Source organism: Pseudomonas sp. GL-RE-29 (genome assembly GCF_019947275.1).
Taxonomy (GTDB): domain Bacteria; phylum Pseudomonadota; class Gammaproteobacteria; order Pseudomonadales; family Pseudomonadaceae; genus Aquipseudomonas; species Aquipseudomonas fluorescens_A.
Genome location: NZ_JAGYGD010000017.1, coordinates 99,193 through 120,482 on the forward strand (window position 1 = coordinate 99,193; position 21,290 = coordinate 120,482).

At 59.4% G+C, this 21,290-nt stretch carries 14 protein-coding genes and 1 pseudogene; 8 read left to right on the forward strand and 7 right to left on the reverse strand.

What is annotated here, in order from left to right; translation table 11 throughout:
- Positions 1-135 precede the first annotated feature (135 nt).
- Together ccoG and mapR are read left to right on the forward strand one after the other, a co-directional pair.
- Positions 136-1,548 carry a cytochrome c oxidase accessory protein CcoG gene (gene ccoG, locus KGB21_RS15880; protein WP_223505685.1) on the forward strand — a complete coding sequence of 471 codons (1,413 nt, stop codon included), beginning with the start codon at positions 136-138 and terminating at the stop codon, positions 1,546-1,548.
- 141 nt (positions 1,549-1,689) lie between these two features.
- Positions 1,690-3,063, forward strand: a complete 1,374-nt coding sequence (gene mapR / locus KGB21_RS15885; RefSeq protein WP_223505687.1) for a GntR family transcriptional regulator MpaR — start codon at positions 1,690-1,692, stop codon at positions 3,061-3,063.
- 9 nt (positions 3,064-3,072) lie between these two features.
- Here the strand turns inward: mapR and KGB21_RS15890 are convergent, their stop codons facing one another.
- The 7 genes from KGB21_RS15890 to tpx all read right to left on the reverse strand — a co-directional run bounded on the left by KGB21_RS15890 (position 3,073) and on the right by tpx (position 16,105).
- Entirely contained in the window at positions 3,073-3,819 is a 747-nt protein-coding gene (locus tag KGB21_RS15890) for an SDR family oxidoreductase (protein ID WP_034146649.1), read from the reverse strand.
- Between the two features lie 211 nt (positions 3,820-4,030).
- Positions 4,031-6,112, reverse strand: a complete 2,082-nt coding sequence (locus KGB21_RS15895) for an EAL domain-containing protein (protein ID WP_223505689.1) — start codon at positions 6,110-6,112, stop codon at positions 4,031-4,033.
- A 314-nt stretch (positions 6,113-6,426) separates the two neighbouring features.
- The gene (locus tag KGB21_RS15900; protein ID WP_223505691.1) at positions 6,427-7,908 is read right to left on the reverse strand and encodes an efflux transporter outer membrane subunit; all 1,482 of its coding nucleotides are present in this window, start codon (positions 7,906-7,908) and stop codon (positions 6,427-6,429) included.
- Positions 7,905-11,012, reverse strand: coding sequence for an efflux RND transporter permease subunit (locus tag KGB21_RS15905; protein WP_223505693.1), 3,108 nt, complete (start codon positions 11,010-11,012; stop codon positions 7,905-7,907). Before KGB21_RS15905 ends, KGB21_RS15900 begins: the two co-directional genes overlap by 4 nt.
- Positions 11,009-14,113: an MdtB/MuxB family multidrug efflux RND transporter permease subunit gene (locus KGB21_RS15910; RefSeq protein ID WP_223505695.1), complete on the reverse strand. Its 3,105-nt coding sequence runs from the start codon at positions 14,111-14,113 to the stop codon at positions 11,009-11,011. The genes KGB21_RS15905 and KGB21_RS15910 overlap by 4 nt, the downstream gene beginning before the upstream one ends.
- Entirely contained in the window at positions 14,110-15,426 is a 1,317-nt protein-coding gene (locus KGB21_RS15915; RefSeq protein ID WP_223505697.1) for an MdtA/MuxA family multidrug efflux RND transporter periplasmic adaptor subunit, read from the reverse strand. The genes KGB21_RS15910 and KGB21_RS15915 overlap by 4 nt, the downstream gene beginning before the upstream one ends.
- Positions 15,427-15,604: 178 nt before the next feature.
- Positions 15,605-16,105, reverse strand: a complete 501-nt coding sequence (gene tpx, locus KGB21_RS15920) for a thiol peroxidase (protein WP_034146655.1) — start codon at positions 16,103-16,105, stop codon at positions 15,605-15,607.
- Between the two features lie 315 nt (positions 16,106-16,420).
- Between tpx and KGB21_RS15925 the strand changes: the two genes are divergently transcribed.
- The 6 genes and pseudogenes from KGB21_RS15925 (at position 16,421) to KGB21_RS15950 (ending at position 21,111) form a co-directional block, all read left to right on the forward strand.
- The gene (locus tag KGB21_RS15925; protein WP_223505700.1) at positions 16,421-16,846 is read left to right on the forward strand and encodes a YciI family protein; all 426 of its coding nucleotides are present in this window, start codon (positions 16,421-16,423) and stop codon (positions 16,844-16,846) included.
- A 266-nt stretch (positions 16,847-17,112) separates the two neighbouring features.
- Complete coding sequence (locus tag KGB21_RS15930) at positions 17,113-18,213, forward strand: RHS repeat-associated core domain-containing protein (RefSeq protein WP_223505702.1); 1,101 nt, start codon at positions 17,113-17,115, stop codon at positions 18,211-18,213.
- A gap of 39 nt (positions 18,214-18,252) precedes the next feature.
- Positions 18,253-18,543, forward strand: a pseudogene (locus KGB21_RS15935) (YciI family protein); the annotation flags it as partial.
- A 408-nt stretch (positions 18,544-18,951) separates the two neighbouring features.
- The gene (locus KGB21_RS15940) at positions 18,952-19,743 is read left to right on the forward strand and encodes a hypothetical protein (RefSeq protein ID WP_223505704.1); all 792 of its coding nucleotides are present in this window, start codon (positions 18,952-18,954) and stop codon (positions 19,741-19,743) included.
- A 12-nt stretch (positions 19,744-19,755) separates the two neighbouring features.
- Complete coding sequence (locus KGB21_RS15945) at positions 19,756-19,986, forward strand: hypothetical protein (protein ID WP_223505731.1); 231 nt, start codon at positions 19,756-19,758, stop codon at positions 19,984-19,986.
- Between the two features lie 96 nt (positions 19,987-20,082).
- Positions 20,083-21,111, forward strand: coding sequence for an HAD family hydrolase (locus KGB21_RS15950; protein WP_223505705.1), 1,029 nt, complete (start codon positions 20,083-20,085; stop codon positions 21,109-21,111).
- The last annotated feature ends 179 nt before the right edge of the window (positions 21,112-21,290 follow it).

A 21,290-nucleotide genomic window follows, 5' to 3' on the forward strand; every position in this document is an offset into this window, starting at 1 on the left:
AGGTGCTTCAACTTGTCGCAGGCCGGGGCTTGCACCCCATCTGATCCGGTTTTTATTGCAATACCTGAGTCTGTTATGCAAACAGATCGCCGCTCATAGTGCTCCTGCCTGATGGAGGCTGATGAGCGAAAGACCATGAGCGAAAGAATCCCCGTCCGAACCGTAGAAACATTCGAACCTTCACGCCCGAAGATGAAGGTCAAAACCAGCGACAACCTGATCCACACCCGCAGTTTCACCGGCCTGTTCCGCACCCTGCGCATCAGCGGCGCAGGCGTGCTGTTTTTGTTGTTCTTCGGCACGGTGTGGTTGAACTGGGGCGGCCGCCAGGCCGTGCTCTGGGATCTTTCCGAAAGTAAATTCCACATCTTCGGCGCGACCTTCTGGCCACAGGATTTCATCCTGCTCTCGGCGTTGCTGATCATCGCTGCGTTCGGCCTGTTTGCGATCACCGTGTTTGCGGGGCGGGTCTGGTGCGGCTACACCTGCCCGCAGAGCTCCTGGACCTGGATCTTCATGTGGTGCGAAAAAATCACAGAAGGCGAACGCAATCAGCGGATCAAGCTTCAAGCCGCACCCTGGGGCTTGAACAAGTTGATGCGCCGCTCGGCCAAACACACCTTGTGGCTGGCCATCAGCCTGCTGACCGGCCTGACCTTCGTCGGCTACTTCACACCGATCCGCCCGTTGGCCGAAGAACTGCTGACCTTGCAAATGAGCGGCATCAGTCTGTTCTGGGTGCTGTTCTTTACCGGGGCCACTTACATCAACGCCGGTTGGCTGCGTGAAGCCGTGTGCATGCACATGTGCCCGTACGCGCGGTTCCAGAGCGTGATGTTCGACAAGGACACCCTGACCATTTCCTACGACGTCGCCCGTGGCGAGAACCGTGGCCCGCGCAAGCGTGAGGTCAAACCGGCGGAGGTGGGCCTCGGTGACTGCATCGACTGTCAGCTCTGCGTGCAGGTCTGCCCGACCGGCATCGACATCCGCGACGGTTTGCAGATGGAATGCATCGGTTGCGCCGCGTGCATCGACGCCTGTGATTCGATCATGGACAAGATGGGTTACGCTCGCGGGCTGATCAGCTATACCTCGGAGCACCAGTTGCAGGGTGGCAAGACTCACCTGTTACGCCCACGATTGATTGGTTACACCGCCGTGCTATTGATGATGATCGCGGCCCTGGTGCTGGCGTTGGTCGAGCGGCCGATGGTGTCGCTGGACGTGAGCAAGGACCGTGGCCTGTTCCGCGAGAACAGTCAGGGGCAGATCGAAAACATCTACAGCCTGAAGGTCATCAACAAAACTCAGCAGCGTCAGGACTACCGTCTGACGTTGGTCGATGGCGATGGCTTCCAGTTGCAGGGCAAGACCGAATTGAGCCTGGCGCCCGGCGAGATTGTCGACGTGCCGGTGTCGGTGGCGATGACCACGGAAAGGCCGAGCAGTAGTTCGCAGAGCATCAGTTTCAGAATCGTCGACAGCGATGAACCCGGCATTTATAGCGAAGCGGCGAGCCGGTTTGTGGCGCCGATGAATCGTTGAGCCATTAAGATGCAAACCGTTGTGGCGAGGGAGCTTGCTCCCGCTGGGGTGCGAAGCGCCCCTAATAAATTGGCGACTGCTGCGCAGCCGAGCGGGAGCAAGCTCCCTCGCCACAGTATTCGATTCAATTGCGGGATCCCGATGAAACGCTACGAAAAATTCGCCGACGACATCGCTGAACTGATCCGCTCCGGCGTCCTCGGCCCTGGCCAGCGCGTGCCTTCGGTGCGCTACGCCAGCCAGACCTACGGCGTCAGCCCGTCCACCGTATTCCAGGCTTATTACCTGCTCGAACGCCGTGGCCTGATCCGCGCCCGCCCGCGTTCCGGCTATTTCGTCAACGCCCATGCACCGCGCCCGTTCTGTGAACCGGTGATCAGCAGCCAGGTCAACGAATCCACCGAAGTCGACGTCAGCGAATTGGTGTTCTCGGTCCTCGACTCGATCAAGGACCCGAACACCGTGCCATTCGGCTCGGCATTTCCCAGCCCTACCCTGTTTCCGCTGCAACGCCTGTCGCGCTCGCTGGCCAGTGCCAGCCGCGAGATGGATCCGCGCATGGTCGTCACCGACATGTCGCCGGGCAACCCGCAACTGCGGCGGCAGATCGCCCTGCGCTACATGGTCGGCGGCCTGATGCTGCCGATGGAAGAACTGCTCATCACCAACGGCGCCCTCGAAGCGTTGAACCTTTGCCTGCAAGCGGTCACCGAACCCGGTGACCTGGTGGCCATCGAAGCCCCGGCGTTCTACGCCTGCCTGCAAATCCTCGAACGACTGAAACTCAAAGCCGTGGAAATCCCCGTGCACCCCCGCGATGGCATCGACCTCGGCGTGCTGGCGCAAACCCTGGATCGTCACCCGATCAAGGTGTGCTGGTGCATGACCAGTTTCCAGAACCCCATGGGCGCGACCATGCCCGAGGCGAAGAAACAGGAATTGGTCGAGCTACTGCGTAGCCACCAAGTGCCGTTGATCGAAGACGACGTCTATGCCGAGTTGTATTACGGCCAACAGGCGCCCAAACCGGCCAAGGCGTTTGACACCGAAGGGCTGGTGATGCACTGCGGTTCGTTCGCCAAGAGCCTCGCGCCCGGGTATCGAATCGGCTGGGTCGCCGCCGGGCGCTATGCGCAGAAAATCGAACGGCTGAAGCTCATGACCTCCCTGTGCGCATCGATGCCGGCCCAGGCCGCCATCGCCGACTACCTGCAACACGGCGGTTATGACCGACACCTGCGCAAATTGCGTTATGCGCTGGAAGAACAGCAGAGCGCGATGTTGGCGGCCATTGCCCGGTACTTCCCCGCAGAGACCCGCGTCAGCCAGCCAGCCGGCGGGTACTTTTTGTGGCTGGAATTGCCGGCGCAGATGGACTCGCTGAAGTTGTTTCAGATGGCATTGGCGCAGGGCATCAGCATTGCGCCGGGGCCGATATTTTCGCCAGCGCAGCGGTTCAGGAATTGTATTCGGTTGAACTATGGCAGCCCGTGGGATGAGGCTGCGGTCTTTTGATCTTGATATTTACCGGCCACCACCCAAATCGACAAAAGTCCCCGTCGCATACGACGCTTTGTCCGACAGCAACCAGACAATCGCCTCCGCCACTTCATCCGGTCGCCCGCCTCGCGCCATCGGAATCGCCGACTCAAGCTTGCTGACCCGATCCGGATCACCGCTCAGCGCATGGAAATCGGTGTAGATGTAGCCCGGACGCACAGCATTGACGCGAATACCCTCTCCGGCCACTTCCTTGGACAGACCGATGGTGAAGGTGTCGAGCGCGCCTTTGGAAGCGGCGTAGTCGACGTACTCATTGGGCGCGCCCAGCCGAGCAGCGACGGAAGAGACGTTAACGATGCTGCCGCCCTGCCCGCCATGTTTGGGCGACATGCGCAGGATCGCGTGCTTGGCGCACAGAACGGGCGCCAGCACGTTGGTCTTGAGGATCTTGAGAATGCGGAACTCGGACATTTCGTCGACCCGCGACTTTTGCCCCACGGTGCCGGCGTTATTCACCAATGCGGTGACCCGGCCCAGCTCGGTGTCGACCCGCTGGAACAGCGCGATCACTTCGTCTTCAATGCTGACGTCGGCACGCACGGCAATGGCCTGGGCACCGAGGGCGCGGACTTGCTCCAGCACGCTTTGCGCGGCCTGTTCATCGGCCAGGTAGTTGATGCAGATCCGATAGCCTTGTTTTGCGGCCAACAGGGCTGTGGCGGCGCCTATGCCGCGACTTCCGCCGGTGATGACGATGACTTTGTCCATGCAAGCTTTCCCCGTTTAAAGCGTAAGCAGTCGGGGGCAAGAATAACCGTCATTTTCGGATTTTGCATGAAACTGTGGTGGGACACTGTGGCGAGGGAGCTTGCTCCCGCTCGACTGCACAGCAGTCGCAACATCAGGTTACTCGGTGGGACTGAAGAATTGTCGGGGGGCTGCTTCGCAGCCCAGCGGGAGCAAGCTCCCTCGCCACAGATCAAGCCAGCGCCAATTGCTCCGAACGGTGAATTTCCACCATGAAACGTTCGGCCGGCAACGGGTGACCCAGCAGATAGCCCTGCAACGAGTCGCACCCGAGTTGGGTCAGGAAGTCTTGCTGCGAGCCCGTTTCAACGCCTTCGGCGACGATCCGCAGACCCAGTGCCTGGCCGAGCGCAACGATGGCCGAAACGATAGCCGCGTCATCGCTGTCACGCTCCAGATCGCGCACGAAGCCGCGGTCGATTTTCAGTTCGTTGGCCGGCAGGCGCTTGAGGTACATCAAACTCGAGTAGCCAGTACCAAAGTCATCGATGGACAAATCGACGCCCATATCCGATAACTCTTGCAACACTGTCATGCTCGCGTCGGCATCGCTCATCGCCGTGGTTTCAGTGATTTCCAGGGTCAGGCTGTTGGCCGGCAAACGGTGCGTGGCCAGCGCCTTGGCGACGCTCTGCACAAGCCCTGCATGGCAGAACTGCAAGGCCGAAAGATTGACCGCGATACGCCAATCGGTATAACCGAGCACGTACCACTCGCGCATTTGCCGACAGGCTTCGTTGAGCACCCACTCCCCGATTGGAATGATCAGCCCGGTCTTCTCCGCGATCTCGATAAACTTGTCCGGCAGCAGCATGCCCTGGGTCGGGTGCTCCCAGCGCAGCAACGCCTCGGCGCCGACGGGCCGGCCATTATTGGCGTCGAATTTAGGCTGGTAATACAGGCTGAATTCGTCATGTTCCAGGGCATGGCGCAGGTCCTGCAGCAGTTGCAGTTGTTTACGCGCGTTGCTGTTCATCGAGGCATCGAAAAAGCTGTAGCCGTTTTTGCCCGCACCTTTGGCGTGGTACATCGCCGCGTCGGCGTTCATCAGCAGTTCGTGGGCGGTCGCGCCGTTTCCGGGATAGAGCGCAATGCCGACGCTGGCGGAGATCTGCAAATCATGGTCGGCAACCCGGAACGAGCGCGCGATCAGCCCGACCTGTCGAGCGGCCAGCGCCATGGCGTCGTTCGGCTCACTCAGTTGCACCAGCAGCACGAATTCATCGCCACCGATGCGGGCCAGCGTGTCCTGGGTGCGCAAATCCTCGCGCAGTCGCAGGCTGACTTCGCGCAACAGCTGATCGCCCATGTGATGACCGAATGCGTCATTGACCGGCTTGAAGCCATCCAGATCGATGAACATCAACGCAAAACACCCGCCCTCACCGTCGACCCGGGACATCGCCTGGTCGATACGATCGGCCAGCAATATCCGGTTTGGCAGACCGGTCAGGGTGTCGTGCAACGCCAGTTGGGTCAGTTCGCGGTTGGCTTCGGTCAACGACTGGGCAAGGCCGGCGGTGCGGGCCTCCAGGCGCGCATCGAGGATCGAAGTCAGCAAGGCAATGCTCAACACCGCCAGGGTGGTGATCAGCACGAGGTTGTCCAGGCCACTTCCGTTCAGACCGTTGACTGACGCGCCGCAGAAACTGCCGTCGGCGAAACGTGCAGCCGCCATGCCGGTGTAGTGCATGCCGACGATGGCAATGCCCATGATCACTGCCGCGCCAGCACGAATCAGGCGCACATAAGGCGCATGCTGTCGCAGGTGGAAGGCGATCCACAACGCGGCGCCGGACGCGCCGACCGCAATCAGCAAAGAGGTGCCGAACAGCGTCGGGTCGTAATCGATGCCCGGCTGCATGCGCATGGCCGCCATGCCGGTGTAGTGCATTCCACTGATGCCCGCGCCCATCACCAGCGCACCGAACCCCAGTTGCCAGGCCGGTAATTGTGGCTGACTGACCAACCACAGCGCGAAGCCGCAGGACAGGATGCCGATCAACAACGACAGCAGGGTAATGGAGACGTCGTAGCCGAGATCGATCGGCAATTTGAACGCAAGCATGCCGATGAAGTGCATCGACCAGACACCGATGCCCATGGCAAAAGCGCCACCCGCCGTCCAGAAATGCACGGCTCTGCCCTTGGCCGTGGCGATGCGCCCGGTCAGGTCGAGTGCGGTGTAGGAAGCAAGAATCGCCACACAGAGCGAGATGATAACCAGCGTGGGGGAATAACTACCGATGAGCATGTGACTTCTCGCGACGCCCCCGCAATGGAATTCATTCTCGGCTGGGCAAATGCGGCGATTGTACTGATTCCAAATGAGAACGCACTCACAAAATTAGCAAAGGGCCATCAGTCCGATGAAACGCTTGTTTTAAGGTTTCACGTTAACTGGACGAATGCCTTATCTCGATCATTGTGGCGAGGGAGCTTGCTCCCGCTCGGCTGCGTAGCAGTCGCAAATTCTGGGTAACTCGTTGGGACTGAATAATCGAAAGGGGCCGCTTCGCAGCCCAGCGGGAGCAAGCTCCCTCGCCACAGCCAACCCCCAAATTTGCGTTACTGGTTTTCGCTTACTTGGAGTTGCCCATCCCAGCCGCCACCCAGCGCGGCAATCAACTGCACGCTGGCAATCAAGCGACTCTGCAACAGGTCCAGCGCACTGCGTTCATTGTTCAAGGCCGACGCCTGGACCACCACCACGTCGAGGTACGCGATCACCCCGGCCTTGTACTGGTTCTGGGTCAGGCGCAAGGATTCGCGGGCTGCGTCCAATGCTTGCTGGCGCACGACGGCTTCGTCCTGCAGCACCTTGAGCTGAACGAGGTAGTTTTCCACTTCGCGGAAGCCGTCGAGCACGGTCTGACGGTATTTGGCCACGGTTTCATCGTAGGCCGCTTCGCTGCGGTCGACTTCCGCCGAGCGCTGGCCGCCGTCGAACAAAGTCATGGCCAGTTGCGGCCCGACCGACCAGAAGCGGTTGGGCACGCTGAACAAGTCTTTCGATGTACTGCTGCTGTAGCCACCATTCAGGCTCAGGGTCAGGTCTGGATAATAGGCGGCCTTCGCCACGCCAATGTTGGCGTTGGCGGCCACCACCGAACGCTCGGCGGAGGCAATGTCCGGACGCCGTTCCAGCAGCTGCGACGGCAGGCTCAAGGGCACCTCGGGCAATGCCGGGATGTTCGTGGTTTCAGCCAGTTTGAACTCCGCTGGCGGCAGGCCGATCAGTACGGCGATGGCGTTTTCAAGCTGCGCGCGTTGCCAGATCAAATCGATCATGTCCGCTTCGGTACTCTTGAGCTGAGTCTGCGCCTGCGCCACCGCGTCCTTGCCGGACACACCGGCGCGGTACTGGTTCTCGGTCATTTTCAGCGAACGCTGATAAGCCTCGACGGTGGCCTCCAGCAGACGCTTCTGCTCATCCATGACCCGCAATTGCAGATAGTTCTGCACCAGTTCCGACTGCTGACTCAAACGCATGGCCGCCAGATCGGCGAAGCTCGCCTCGGCGTTGGCGGTATCGGCTTCGAGGCCACGGCGCAATTTGCCCCAGACATCCGCTTCCCAACTGACGCCGGCCTGGGCGGTGTACGTGTCGCGAATACCGCTGGAAGAACTGGTCAAACTTGAACTACTGCTCCCGGTGCCCTGACTGGAGCGATTTTTCCCGAACGACAGATCCACGGTCGGAAAAAACGCTCCCCGGGCGCTGCGAACCAGCGCCTGCGCCTGGCGGAACTGAGCTTCGGACTGGGCAACGGTCTGGTTGGAGCTGTTGAGTTTCTCGATCAAGTCATTGAGTTGCCGGTCGCCATACAGCTCCCACCAGGCGCCACGGGACAGCGAATCGCTCGGATTGGCCTGACGCCAGCCCGCCGCCTCCTTGTATTGCGCCGGTTCCGCGGTTTGCGGACGCTGGTAATCCGGGCCGATGGCACAGGCGCTGAGCATCGCCACGCACAGCGACAGGCTCAGCAGACGCGAGCCTCGGGCGGTGATCAGCGGTGTGGCCAGGTTGAACAGCGAACGGTCAGTCATAGCGGAGTTTCCAGAGCAGCATCGGTACGCACTCCACGCCATTTATTGAAACGATGGCGCAGCTTGTCGAGATAGAGGTAAACCACCGGGGTGGTGTAAAGGGTCAGCACCTGGCTGAAGATCAATCCGCCGATGATGGTCAGGCCCAGCGGCTGGCGCATTTCCGCGCCTTCGGCACGGCTGAGCAGCAACGGCAAGGCACCAAGGATCGCCGCCAGGGTGGTCATCAGGATCGGCCGCAAACGTTGCAAACAGGCGTTACGAATCGATTCCAGCGGCGCCATGCCTTGCTGGCGTTCGAGCTGCAACGCCAGGTCGATCATCAGAATGGCGTTTTTCTTCACCACGCCGATCAGCAGGAACAAGCCGAGCAACGAAATCAGGCTGAATTCACCGCCCAGCGCATAGATCGACAGCAACGCGCCGACCCCGGCCGAGGGCAAGGTCGAAAGAATGGTCAGCGGATGGATGTAGCTTTCGTACAACACGCCCAGCACCAGATACACCGCCACCAGCGCACCCAGGATCATCCACGGCTGACTCTTCTGGGTCGCAGCGAAGGCGTCAGCGGTGCCGGCCATTTTCGCGATGACATCTTCCGGCAGGCCCACCGAGGCAATCGCCCGTTCGATAGCGGCACTGCCCTGCTCCACGGTCACGCCTTCGGCCATGTCGAAGGCAATGCTTTCCGAAGCGAACTGGCCTTCATGGCTGACGCGGTCGTCTTCCAGGCTGTTTTCGTAATGAGCGATGGTCGACAGCGGAATCCGCGCGCCGTCGGCGGTAATCACCTGCACCTGCTTGAGGGTGATCGGATCCTGGGCGTATTTCGGGTTGACCTCCATCACCACCTGATACTGGTTGAGGCTGTCATAGATCGTCGAAATTTGCCGCTGACTGTAGGCGTTGTTCAGCACCGCCGTGACCATGTCCATGTCCACACCCAGGCGTTTGGCCTGGTCACGGTCGACGATCAGCGTCACTTGCTGCGCCCCACGGCCCTCGCGGGCGTCAATCGCGGTCAGCTCCGGCAGGGCCTTGAGCGCGGTGACCACTTTCGGATACCACTCGCGCAATGCGCCCAGATCTCCGCTTTGCAGGATGTAGGAATACTGCGAAGAGGTCTGTTCACGACCGCCGCCGAATTGCAGGTCCTGGTCGGCCATCAGCATCAGTTGCGCGCCGGCAACCTTGGGCATTTCCTTGCGCAGGCGCTCAATGACCTTTTGCGCGGAAATGCTGCGTTCCTTGATCGGTTTCAGGCGCACCAGCATGAAGGCGTTGTTAGTGCCGTTGGTGCCACCGATGAAACCGGCAACGCTCTCTACGGCATCGTCCTTGAGCACGGCGCGGCGGAAAATTTCCATTTTCGGCTGCATCACGCTGAACGAAAGACCATCGTCACCGCGCACGAAACCGATCAGTTGCCCGGTGTCCTGCTGCGGTAGAAACGTTTTAGGAACCACTACATACAGCGCAATGTTCACACCAATTGTTACAAACAGACTGAGCAAAGTCAGGCGCTTGTGTCGCAGTACCCAGTCCAGACTAGTTGCGTATTTGCCGACCATCCACTCGTTCGCCCGCTGGCTCCAGCGTTGCAGGCGGTTTTCCTGGCCCGGCGTGTGCGGCTTGAGCCAGCGCGCGCAGAGCATGGGGGTCAAGGTCAGGGAAACGATCAGCGATACCACGATGGACGCCGCCAGCGTAATGGAGAACTCGCGGAACAAGCTCTCGATGATCCCCCCCATGAACAGGATCGACAGAAACACGGCCACCAGCGACACGTTCATCGACAACAGAGTGAAGCCAACTTCCTGGGCGCCGAGGTAGGCCGCCTTCATCGGCCGCACACCCGCGTCGATATGCCGGGAAATGTTCTCCAGCACCACGATCGCGTCGTCCACCACCAACCCCGTGGCTAGGATCAGCGCCATCAGCGACAGGTTGTTCAGCGAGAAGCCGTAGAGGTACATCACCGCAAAGGTGCCGACCAGCGACACGGGAACCGCAAGGGTCGGGATCAGCGAAGCACGGAAGTTACCGAGAAACAGGAACACCACCAAGATCACCAGCGCCACGGCGATCAGCAGGGTCATTTCCGCTTCGTGCAGCGTGGCCTTGATCACTGGCGAGCGGTCCATGGCCAGATTCAGTTTGACGCTGGCCGGCAGCACCGCCTGTAACGCCGGTAGCTGCGCCTTGATCTCGCTGACCGTCTCGATGATGTTGGCGCCGGCCTGGCGGTTGATCACCAGCAATACTGCCGCGTCGTCGTTGAAGAAGCCACTGTTGTAGCGGTCCTCGACGCCGTCGCTGACTTTCGCCACATCCTTCAGGCGCAAGGCCGCGCCGTCCGCGTAGTGAATGATCAGCGACTCGTAATCCTTGGCTTTTTCCAGTTGATCGTTGGCCTGCACCTGCCACAGGCGCTGGCCATCCTCCACCGAGCCCTTGGGCCGGCGCACGTTGGCATTGGCGATGGTGTTGCGCACGTCGTCCAGGGCCACGCCGTACTGATTCAGCGCCTGGGGTTCAAGCTCGATACGTACCGCCGGCAAGGAACTGCCGCCGATTTGCACTTCTCCGACGCCCTGCACCTGGGATAGGCTCTGGGACAGAATGGTCGAGGCCAAATCGTAGAGCTGGCCTTTTTCCAGGACATCCGAGGTCAGCGACAACACCATGATCGGCGCCTGGGAGGGGTTGACCTTCTTGTAGGTCGGCATGCTGCGCATGCCGCTGGGCAGCAGGTTGCGCGAGGCGTTGATCGCTGCTTGCACTTCCCGCGCCGCACCGTTGATGTCGCGGTCGAGGTCAAATTGCAGGATTACCCGGGTCGAGCCCTGGCTTGAGCGGCTGCTCATGGTGTTGACCCCGGCGATGGCGCCGAAGGAACGTTCCAGCGGCGTGGCCACCGTGGAAGCCATGACCTCCGGGCTTGCGCCCGGCAGACTGGCCTGGACCACGATCACCGGGAAGTCCATTTGCGGCAGCGGCGACACCGGCAACAGACCGAAGCTCACACCGCCCAGCAGCATGATCGCCAGGCTCAGCAACATGGTCGCGACCGGGCGCTTGATGAAAGGTCCGGAGAGGTTCATGGCTGCTCTACCGCTTCCACAGGCTCAGGCTTGCGACCCCAACGCCGACCCAAGCGGTCGAAATACAGGTAGATCACCGGCGTGGTGAACAAGGTAAGCACCTGACTCAACAGCAAGCCGCCCACCATCACCAGCCCCAGCGGTTGACGCAATTCCGCACCGGAACCGGTCGCCAGCATCAACGGTACCGCACCGAACAACGCCGCCAGCGTGGTCATCAAGATCGGCCGGAAACGCATCAGCGCCGCCTGATAAATCGCTGTTTCCGGGTCCATGCCTTGATTGCGTTCAGCATCGAGGGCGAAGTCGATCATCATGATCGCGTTCTTCTTCACGATACCGATCAACAGGATGATGCCGATGATCGCGATCATCCCCAGGTCGTTGCCGCTGAGGATCAACGCCAGCAAGGCGCCGACCGCCGCCGAAGGCAAGGTCGAAAGAATGGTGATCGGGTGAATGTAGCTCTCGTAGAGCACGCCCAGCACGATGTACATGGTCACCACCGCCGCCAGAATCAGCAGCAAGGTACTCGACAGCGAAGCCTGGAACGCCTCCGCCGCACCCTGGAACTGTGTCTGCACGCCAATCGGCATGCCGATGTCCTTCTGCACCTGTTCGATGATCTCGACCGCATGCCCCAACGCCACGCCGGGCGCGAGGTTGAACGACATCATCACCGCCGGGAACTGGCCGATGTGGGTGATCGCCAGTTGCGCCTGACGCTCTTCGATATGGGCCAGGCTGGACAGCCGAACCTGACCGCCATCAGTGGTCTTGACGTGGATTTGGTCCAGCGCCTGCGGGCCGATCTTCTCGCCGGACTGCGATTGCAACACCACGCGGTATTGGCTGGCCTGGGTGTAAATCGTGGAAATCTGCCGCTGGCCGAAGGCGTCGTACAGCGCATCGGTAATGTTCGACACCGACACACCGACCCGCGACGCCGCATCACGGTCGATCACCAGATAGACCTGCAAGCCCTTGTCCTGCAAATCGCTGGCAACGTCAGTCAGCTCAGGGCGATCCGCCAGGGCTTCCACCAGACGCCCGCTCCACAGGCTCAACAGCTCCGAATCCGGCGACGACATGCTGAATTGGTACTGCGTGCGGCTGACCCGATCCTCGATGGTCAAGTCCTGCACCGGCTGCATGAACAGTCGGATGCCCACCAGTTTGTCCAGTTCCGGTTGCAGGCGCGCAATCACTTCGGTCGCGCTCAGGTCGCGGTCGCTGTGGGATTTGAGGTTGATCAGCAAACGACCGCTGTTGAGCGTCGAGTTGTCGCCGTCGACGCCGATGTAAGACGACAGGCTCTCAACCGCCGGATCGGCCAGAATCACCTTGGCCAGTTCCTGCTGACGCTCGCTCATCGCCGCGAAAGAGATGGATTGCGGGGCTTCGGAAATGCCCTGGATCACCCCGGTATCCTGCACCGGGAAAAAGCCCTTGGGCACGACCATGTACAGGAACACCGTCAGCGCCAGGGTTCCAATGGCCACCATCAGGGTCAGCGGCTGGTGCTTGAGCACCCACTGCAACTTGCGCCCGTAAGCCGCGATCATCCAGTCGATGAACGCGCCACTGGCTCGATAGAAACGGCCCTGCTCTTCTTCCTTGGGTTCACGCTTGAGCAGACGCGCGCACATCATCGGCGTCAGCGTCAGGGAGACCACCAGGGAAATCAGGATCGCCACCGCCAGCGTGATGGCAAATTCACGGAACAGCCGCCCCACCACGTCCGCCATGAACAGCAACGGGATCAACACCGCAATCAGCGACAGGGTCAGGGAAATCAGGGTGAAGCCGATCTGTTTGGCGCCCTTGAGCGCGGCATTCAACGGGCTGTCGCCCTCTTCGATAAATCGGGAAATGTTCTCCAGCATCACGATCGCATCGTCCACCACAAAACCGGTGGCGATGGTGAGGGCCATCAAGGTCAGGTTGTTGACCGAGAAGCCCGCGAGGTACATCACGCCGAAGGTGCCGATCAACGACAGCGGCACAGCCACCGACGGAATGATCGTGGCACTGGCACGGCGCAGGAACAGGAACGTGACCATTACCACCAGGGCGATGGCGATCAGCAATTCGTGCTGTACGTCTTTGACCGAGGCGCGGATGGTTTGGGTACGGTCGGTCAGTACGGTGACTTCAAGGCCGGCCGGCAGGTTGTCGGTGATGCTCGGCAGCAAGGCCTTGATCCGATCCACCACTTCAATGACGTTGGCCCCGGGCTGGCGCTGGATGTTCAGCAGCACCGCCTGGTTTTCGTTGGCCCACGCCGCCAGACGTTCGTTTTCCGCACCGTCGACGATTTCCGCCACATCTTTGAGCCGCAACGGCGCGCCGTTGGCGTAGGCCAGGATCAGGTTGGCGTAGTCCTTGGGCGAGGTCAGTTGATCGTTTGCATCGAGCATCGAAACCCGGGTCGGGCCATCGAAGTTGCCCTTGGGCTGGTTGACGTTGGAGGCGCCGATCAGCGTACGCACGTCCGACAGGTTCAGGCCGTTGGCTGCCAAGGCTTCGGGGTTGACCTTGATCCGCACTGCCTGACGCTGGCCGCCGGCAATGCTGACCATACCGACCCCGCTGATCTGGGCGATTTTCTGCGCCATGCGGGTGTCGACAAGGTCGTTGAGCTTGGGCAACAGCATGGTCTTGGAGGTGATCGCCAATGTCAGCACCGGGGTATCGGCCGGGTTGACCTTGTTGTACACCGGTGGTGCCGGCAGGTCCTTGGGCAGCAAATTGGTCGCGGCGTTGATCGCCGCCTGCACCTGTTGCTCGGCCACGTCCATATTGATGTCGAGGCTGAAACGCAGGGTCAGCACCGAGGCGCCGCCAGAACTGGTCGACGCCATCTGCGTCAGGCCGGGCATCTGCCCGAACTGTCGCTCAAGCGGCGCGGTCACGGCGCTGGTCATGACATCCGGGCTGGCGCCGGGATACAGCGTCATGACGCGAATGGTCGGGTAATCGACTTGAGGCAAGGCCGACACCGGTAGCAAGCGATAGGCAATCATGCCGGCCAGCACGATGGCCAGCATGCTCAGGGTGGTCGCTACCGGGCGAAGGATGAACAGCCGCGAGAGATTCATGCGCCGCCCTTTTTCGCCTTGTCGACAGGCGCCGGTTCAGTCGAGTTGACCGCCGACTTGCCTTGCAGGTGACCCGCCGGGTTGGTCGGCACTTGCTGCGGGTCGTTGACCACTTCCACGTCACTGCCATCCTTCAGGCGATCGGTGCCCTCCAGCACCACGCGATCACCAGCGGAAAGGCCTTCGGTAACCACGGTGTTTTCACCGTCACTAGCACCGATTTTCAACTGACGGATCTTGACCTTCTTGTCGCCGTCCAGGGCATAGACGAACGTGCCGTTGGTGCCGAACTGGATCGCTGCGGAAGGCGCGAGCACCACACCTTTTAGGGTGTCCGCCAGCAGGCGCACATTGACGAATTGATTGGGGAACAGCGACTGGTCGCGGTTTTCGTAGCGTGCCTTGAATTTCAGGGTGCCGGTGGTGACATCGATCTGGTTGTCCAGGCTTTGCAGCACGCCGGTGGCTTGCAGTTTGGTATCACCGCGATCCCAGGCTTCGGCGGGCAGCTTGGCACCGCTGCGATAGCGCGCCAGCACCACGTCGAGGCTGTTTTCCGGCAGGGTGAAGGCCACGCTGATCGGCTGGGTCTGGGTGATGATTGCCAGCGCAGTGGTGTCGTTGGCCGCCACCAGGTTGCCGACGTCCAGTTGCCGCAGGCCGACGCGTCCGGCGATGGGTGCGCGGATGCGGGTGAATTCGAGATTGAGCTTGGCGTCGTTGACCGCCGCCTGATTGGTCTTGACCGTGCCCTGGTATTGGCCGACCAGCGCTTCGGCAGTGTCCAGGGTTTGCTTGGCGATGCTGTCTTCACGGTACAGGCCGCGATAACGCTCGACATCGACCTGGGCGTTTTTCAGTTGCGCCTGATTCTGCAGCAACGTGCCTTCGGCCTGGAGCAAGGCGTTCTGGTACGGGCGCGGATCAATCTCGGCCAACAGATCGCCAGCCTTGACCATCTGCCCTTCCTCGAAATAGATCTTCACCAGCTCACCGCCAACGCGGCTGCGCACGTTGATGGTATTGAGCGCGGTGACCGTGCCCAGTGCCTTGTAATACAGCGGAAAGTCACCAGTGACCGCCGGCGCCACACGCACCGGAACCGGCCCGGAAGCGCCACCGAAACCCGGACGCATACCGCCCGACCGGCCCGTCTGCCCGGCCACGCCTTTCTGCCCCGCGCCCTCTTTCGGCGCAGCGCTCCCGGGCCAGAACTTCCAGCACAGAACGGCGATGACCAACAGGACAAGCAGGCCAAACAGCCAGCGACGGGGACTACGGGAAGCGGAGGATTGCATTGAGTGATCAACCATTGGGCGCGTGGGCTTCTTTTACATGAGGCTGAACGATAAGCACTGGCGGGTCTTAAGCAAAGCGCCTTTACCGGCAATTTACCTTCGGCTTACGTAACAGGAGATTTGTCCAAGACACTGAAACACAAATGAAAACGGCCTGGGGAGGACCAGGCCGTTAACAATTGTAAAACTAGACTTACTTCAGTACAGCAAGGGCCGCTTCATAGTTCGGCTCTTGACCGATTTCGCTGACCAGCTCGCTGTGCAGCACGTTGTCGTTCTCGTCCAGAACCACGACGGCACGGGCAGTCAGGCCTTTGAGCGGGCCGTCAGCGATAGCCACGCCGTAGTTTTCGATGAATTCGGCACCGCGCAGGGTCGACAGGTTTTGTACGTTTTCCAGGCCTTCGGCGCCGCAGAAACGGGCTTGGGCGAATGGCAGGTCAGCAGAGATGCACAGCACCACGGTGTTGGCGACATCGTTGGCCTGGGCGTTGAACTTGCGCACGGAAGTGGCGCAGGTCGGGGTGTCGACGCTTGGGAAGATGTTCAGCACTTTGCGCTTGCCGGCGAAGTTTGCCAGGGTCACGTCGGACAGATTGCCGGCAACCAGGGAAAAGGCTGGCGCCTTGGAACCGGCTTGAGGCAGCTGGCCGTTGACTTGAACCGGGTTGCCTTTAAGAGTGACTTGAGCCATGAACGGAGTCCTTCTGAACGTTGGTGGTGGAGAATTTTGACGAGGCCGAAGTTAACCACGAAATTGTCCGACGACCTACTCTGGATACAAATTGTGATAACCCGCCAGACAACGACTTCCCCCCCCTGTAGGAGCTGCCGCAGGCTGCGATCTTTTAACCTTCAACTGTGTCACTGAAAATCAAGATCAAAAGATCGCAGCCTGCGGCAGCTCCTACAGGGATCTGGCGATTGGTTTTTTTGTGAACAGCTGTCGATTCGGGCGTCCGCCATTCGACCAGGAAGCGAATCCTTCAAATCCAGTGGAGACAAAACCATGCGATTCATGATCATCATCAAAGCCAGCCAGGACTCCGAAGCCGGCATCATGCCCAGCACCGAACTGCTGACCGCCATGGGCAATTACAACGAAGAACTGGCCAAGGCCGGCATTCTCCTCGCGGGCGAAGGCCTGCACCCCAGCAGCAAAGGCGCCCGCGTGCGTTTCTCCGGTGACAAACGCACGGTGATCGACGGTCCTTTCGCCGAAACCAAGGAGCTGATCGCCGGTTATTGGCTGTGGCAAGTGAAGTCCAGAGAAGAGGCCATCGAGTGGGTCAAGCGTTGCCCCAACCCGATGCCGGGCACTGAGGCCGAGATCGAGATCCGCCAGGTGTTCGAACTGGAGGACTTCGGTGCAGAGCTGACGCCAGAACTGCGCGAGCAAGAAGAACGTGCATTCGGCCAAGGGAAGAAGTGCTGACTGACAAATCAAAAACACCTGTGGCGAGGGAGCTTGCTCCCGCTCGACTACGCAGCAGGCGCCAATCAAATAATCGCGGTGTCCCTGATACTCAGCGGTGACAGGTATTGGGGCCGCTTCGCAGCCCAGCGGGAGCAAGCTCCCTCGCCACAAAAAACAACGAAACAGGGATTTCCGCGAGAAACTCACTATCAGTTCTGCTAGTAGACAGCCCAATCGCTGAAGATGAAACTAAATCACCGTTCTATGGCCAAGGAGTGATTTTTATGCGCGAAATTACCGGCTGTCGTTATTCATACGACCCACTAGATCGACTTATCGGCACGTTATCGCTGACAGATACCCAATACAAACGCTTCTACTGCAAAAACCGCTTCGCCACCGAATTGCAAGGCGCAGTCAAATACTCGATCTTCCGGCACGAAGATCAGATTCTTGCGCAACTGCAAAGCAGCTGTGAATTACTGGAAGCGACTCTGCTGGTAACCAACCACCAACACTCGGTGGTGCACGCTCGCCCCCCACAGAAAACTCACTCAATTGTTTATTCACCCTATGGCCACCGCGTCGATGCCAGTGGATTGCACAGTCTGCTGGGGTTCAATGGCGAACGAGTAGATCCAGCAACTGGCTATTATCTATTGGGCAATGGTTATCGAGCGTTTAATCCGGTGCTAATGCGTTTTATCAGTCCAGATAATTTGAGTCCATTTGAAATAGGAGGGATAAATTCGTATGCGTACTGCCAAGGAGATCCAGTCAATCACGCCGATGAAAACGGACACGTCACTATTCCCGTCAGAATAGCAAATCAACTTACCAGCTCTTTGAGGCGGGCGAGAGAGCGCCTCGGAGTGACGCAAATACCGGGAAGGCACCTCCAGCAAAATTTTCACAACGAGAGATACTCGCTTGGCAACACCTCTGTAACTCTTAGAAACACAGTTTCTAACGAAGGAAGTACAACACACTTTAGTTACTCATCAGGCCTCGAAAGAACCGTTCACAACAAACAACTTACATTGCAAGAGTTTAGATACAACGCGATACCCGGGATATGCTTCAAGCAAAAAATAAATATACCAAAACACACCCTAAAGAAGTTTGAAAAGAAACTAGCCCCGGTCAACTTTGATAACTACATGGCACACACTTACCTAAAATCAAGCTACGGGAAAAACTTTGTTAAATTCGCATCAAATTTACTACAAGGAGATGTAACCGGTGTACCACCGCAATACGCAGCACAACGAATGGAAAACTATATACGTGATTACACCAACAACTATCAACCGTACTTCGGATTGAGAAAAAGCTATATGCGCGCTTTGGAAATTCAGAACATATCAATTCGACACCAATCGTAATTGAACCGAGACCGTTATGTTTTGCATCGGAAGGTCAGCCTGCACCCCAGCAGCAAAGGCGCCCGCGTGCGTTTCTCCGGCGACAAACGCACGGTGATCGACGGCCCTTTCGCCGAAACCAAGGAGCTGATCGCCGGTTATTGGCTGTGGCAAGTGAAGTCCAGAGAAGAAGCCATCGAGTGGGTCAAGCGTTGCCCCAACCCGATGCCGGGCACTGAGGCCGAGATCGAGATTCGCCAGGTGTTCGAACTGGAGGACTTCGGCGCAGAGCTGACGCCAGAACTGCGCGAGCAAGAAGAACGTGCATTCGGCCAAGGGAAGAAGTGCTGACTGACAACTCAAAACATTTGTGGCGAGGGAGCTTGCTCCCGCTCGACTGCGCAGCAGGCGCCAATTAAATAATCGCGGTGTCCCTGATACTCATCGGTGACAGGTATTGGGGCCGCTTCGCAGCCCAGCGGGAGCAAGCTCCCTCGCCACGGTTAATTGCGAGTCCATCTTCCTGCGTTACTGACAGTTCCCCTTGCAACTCCATGTATTACATTAACTTTTCAGTACACAAAAATACTGAGATCTTGCACACAAACCCAAAGTATTTGATCCCCTCGACTGGCTATACGGCGGTTACCTGCTAGCGTCAACAAGACGTGTCCTACAGCCTTGATAGCAAAGATACTACGTCGTAACGGCCATCAAGTGCCGGGTTGTCCATGTGAGCCACCAAGGAACCGGGGAATCATGTTGAACACAATGGGGCTGCACGCCTTTCTTCTGGCGACATTGCTTGCGCCTCATTTTTGCGCCCAGGCGGAGAACGCCGAAACCGCGAACAAGAGCAACAACCCCCTGAACTTTGCGCCGGGAATGAGCGCTCAGGATTACTACACCCCGAAGTACTACGACTCCAATATCCATACCAATGACCTGATGATCCGCGGAACGCTGCCGGTTGCGCCCAATGACTTCATTGGTGTGCCGCAATTGCTTCGCGCCACGGCGCCGATCAGCACTCACCCCGATCCGAACAGCGGCTACAGCACCGGCGAAGGTGATCTGAACCTGTTCGATATCTTTCTGGTGAAGACCGAAGGCGTGCAGTTGGGCATTGGCCCGATGATCACCGCGCCCACGGCCGACCAGGACGAACTCGGCACCGGCAAATGGCAAGGCGGTCTGGCCGCGATTGCTATCGACTCTTCACCTCGCGGCCTGCTGGGTGCGCTGGTTCAATATCAGAGTTCGTTCGCCGGCGACCACGACCGGCCCAACGTCGAAAGCGCAACCCTGCAGCCCTTCATCATCCATAACCTGGAAAAAGGCTGGTACCTGCGCTCCACCGGCATCTGGACATTCGACCTGAAGAACGACACCCACTACATCCCACTCGGTTTGGGTGGCGGCAAAGTGTGGAAGGACGGGGCCAATATCCTCAACGCCTTCATCGAACCGCAGTGGACCGTCGAGAAAAAAGGCGATGGCATGCCGCAATTCACGCTGTTCGTCGGCCTCAACGCCACCTTCGGTAAATAAGGATTTTTTTCTATGCACGGTGCCATTCGCGCGGCCGGGTTCAGCCTGATGGCGATGTTCGTCAGTTGCGGGGTCGGTGTCCGGATCGGCACGATTGCCATGGAGGGTGAGCCAAAAGCCGCTGCGGACGAGTATCACCCGGGCAGGTCGCTCGCGCTGGCAGGGTTGCGCGTGCTCAATCCCGATCAGGCCAAGGGCGAGGCGGTCAACGAGCAAGAATCAGGCCCTGCATCAACTCAATGAATCCCAGACTACGCTGCATAGTCAGGCCGAACACCAGCAGGAATCACTCGCCACCGCACTGCGATCACTCAACCCCGTTCCTGAGAAGGATGCCCCATGACGAACCCGATAGCGCGCCGCCAGTTCCACGGCTTGAAGCTGCTGCTGGCACTGGCCCTGAGCCTGCCTTTGCTGGTCCAGGCCGCCGAACCACTGCCGTCGTGGAATGACGGCCCGTCGAAAAAGAACATCATCGAGTTCGTGCAAGCGGTGACCGATCAAAGCAGCAAGGACTTCGTCAAACCCGAGGACCGCATCGCCGTGTTCGATAACGACGGCACCCTGTGGAGCGAACAGCCGATGTACTTCGAACTGCTGTTCGCCCTGGAAGAGGTCAAGCGCACCGCGGCGCAGCACCCGGAATGGAAAACCTCCCAGCCGTTCCAGGCCGTGCTGGAAAATGATCACAAGGCACTGGCCGCCAGCGGCCTCGACGGCCTGATGAAAATCTTCGGCGCGACCCACACCGGCATGACCACCGAAGCCTTCGACGACTACGCCAAGACCTGGCTGACCCAGGCCCGCCATCCGAAAACCGGCAAGCCGTATACCGAGATGATCTTCCAGCCGATGCTGGAAATGCTCGACTACCTGCGCAGCCAGAACTTCAAGACCTACATCGTCTCCGGTGGCGACACCGCGTTCATGCGCGCCTTCGCCGAAAAGGTCTACGGCATTCCGCCCGAGCAAGTGATCGGCACCACGTTTGTCACCACTTTTGACTACAAGGATGGCCAGGCGTCGATCCTGCGCACGCCGAAGCTGGCGCACAACGACGATGGCCCAGGCAAACCGGTCAGCATCGACGCAGTGATCGGCCGTCGACCGATTCTCGCCTTCGGCAACTCCGACGGTGACCTGCAAATGCTGCAGTGGACCGCGGCCGGGCCGGGCAAACGATTCATGGGGCTGGTGCACCACACCGACGCCAAACGCGAATGGGCTTATGACCGTCAGTCGCAGATTGGCCGGCTGGACAAGGCTCTCGATGAAGCCAACAACCGTGGCTGGACCGTCGTCGACATGGCCGCCGAATGGCGCCGGATCTACCCCTTTGATGCCGCTACAACCGGGGAAGTGCAATAAGAAAACCTGACGCAGGGCTGCAATAAAAGTTTGTCGCAGCGAGCGACGTCGGTGAAAAGCAGCAAGTCAGATGACTCGCTTACGCGCAAGCTGGCCTGAGTCGTATCCGCTCTGCTGAAAAACCGGAGCGACTAAGAATTTAAAGGCGGCTTGAGGGTTTCCCCTCAACCATGGAATCT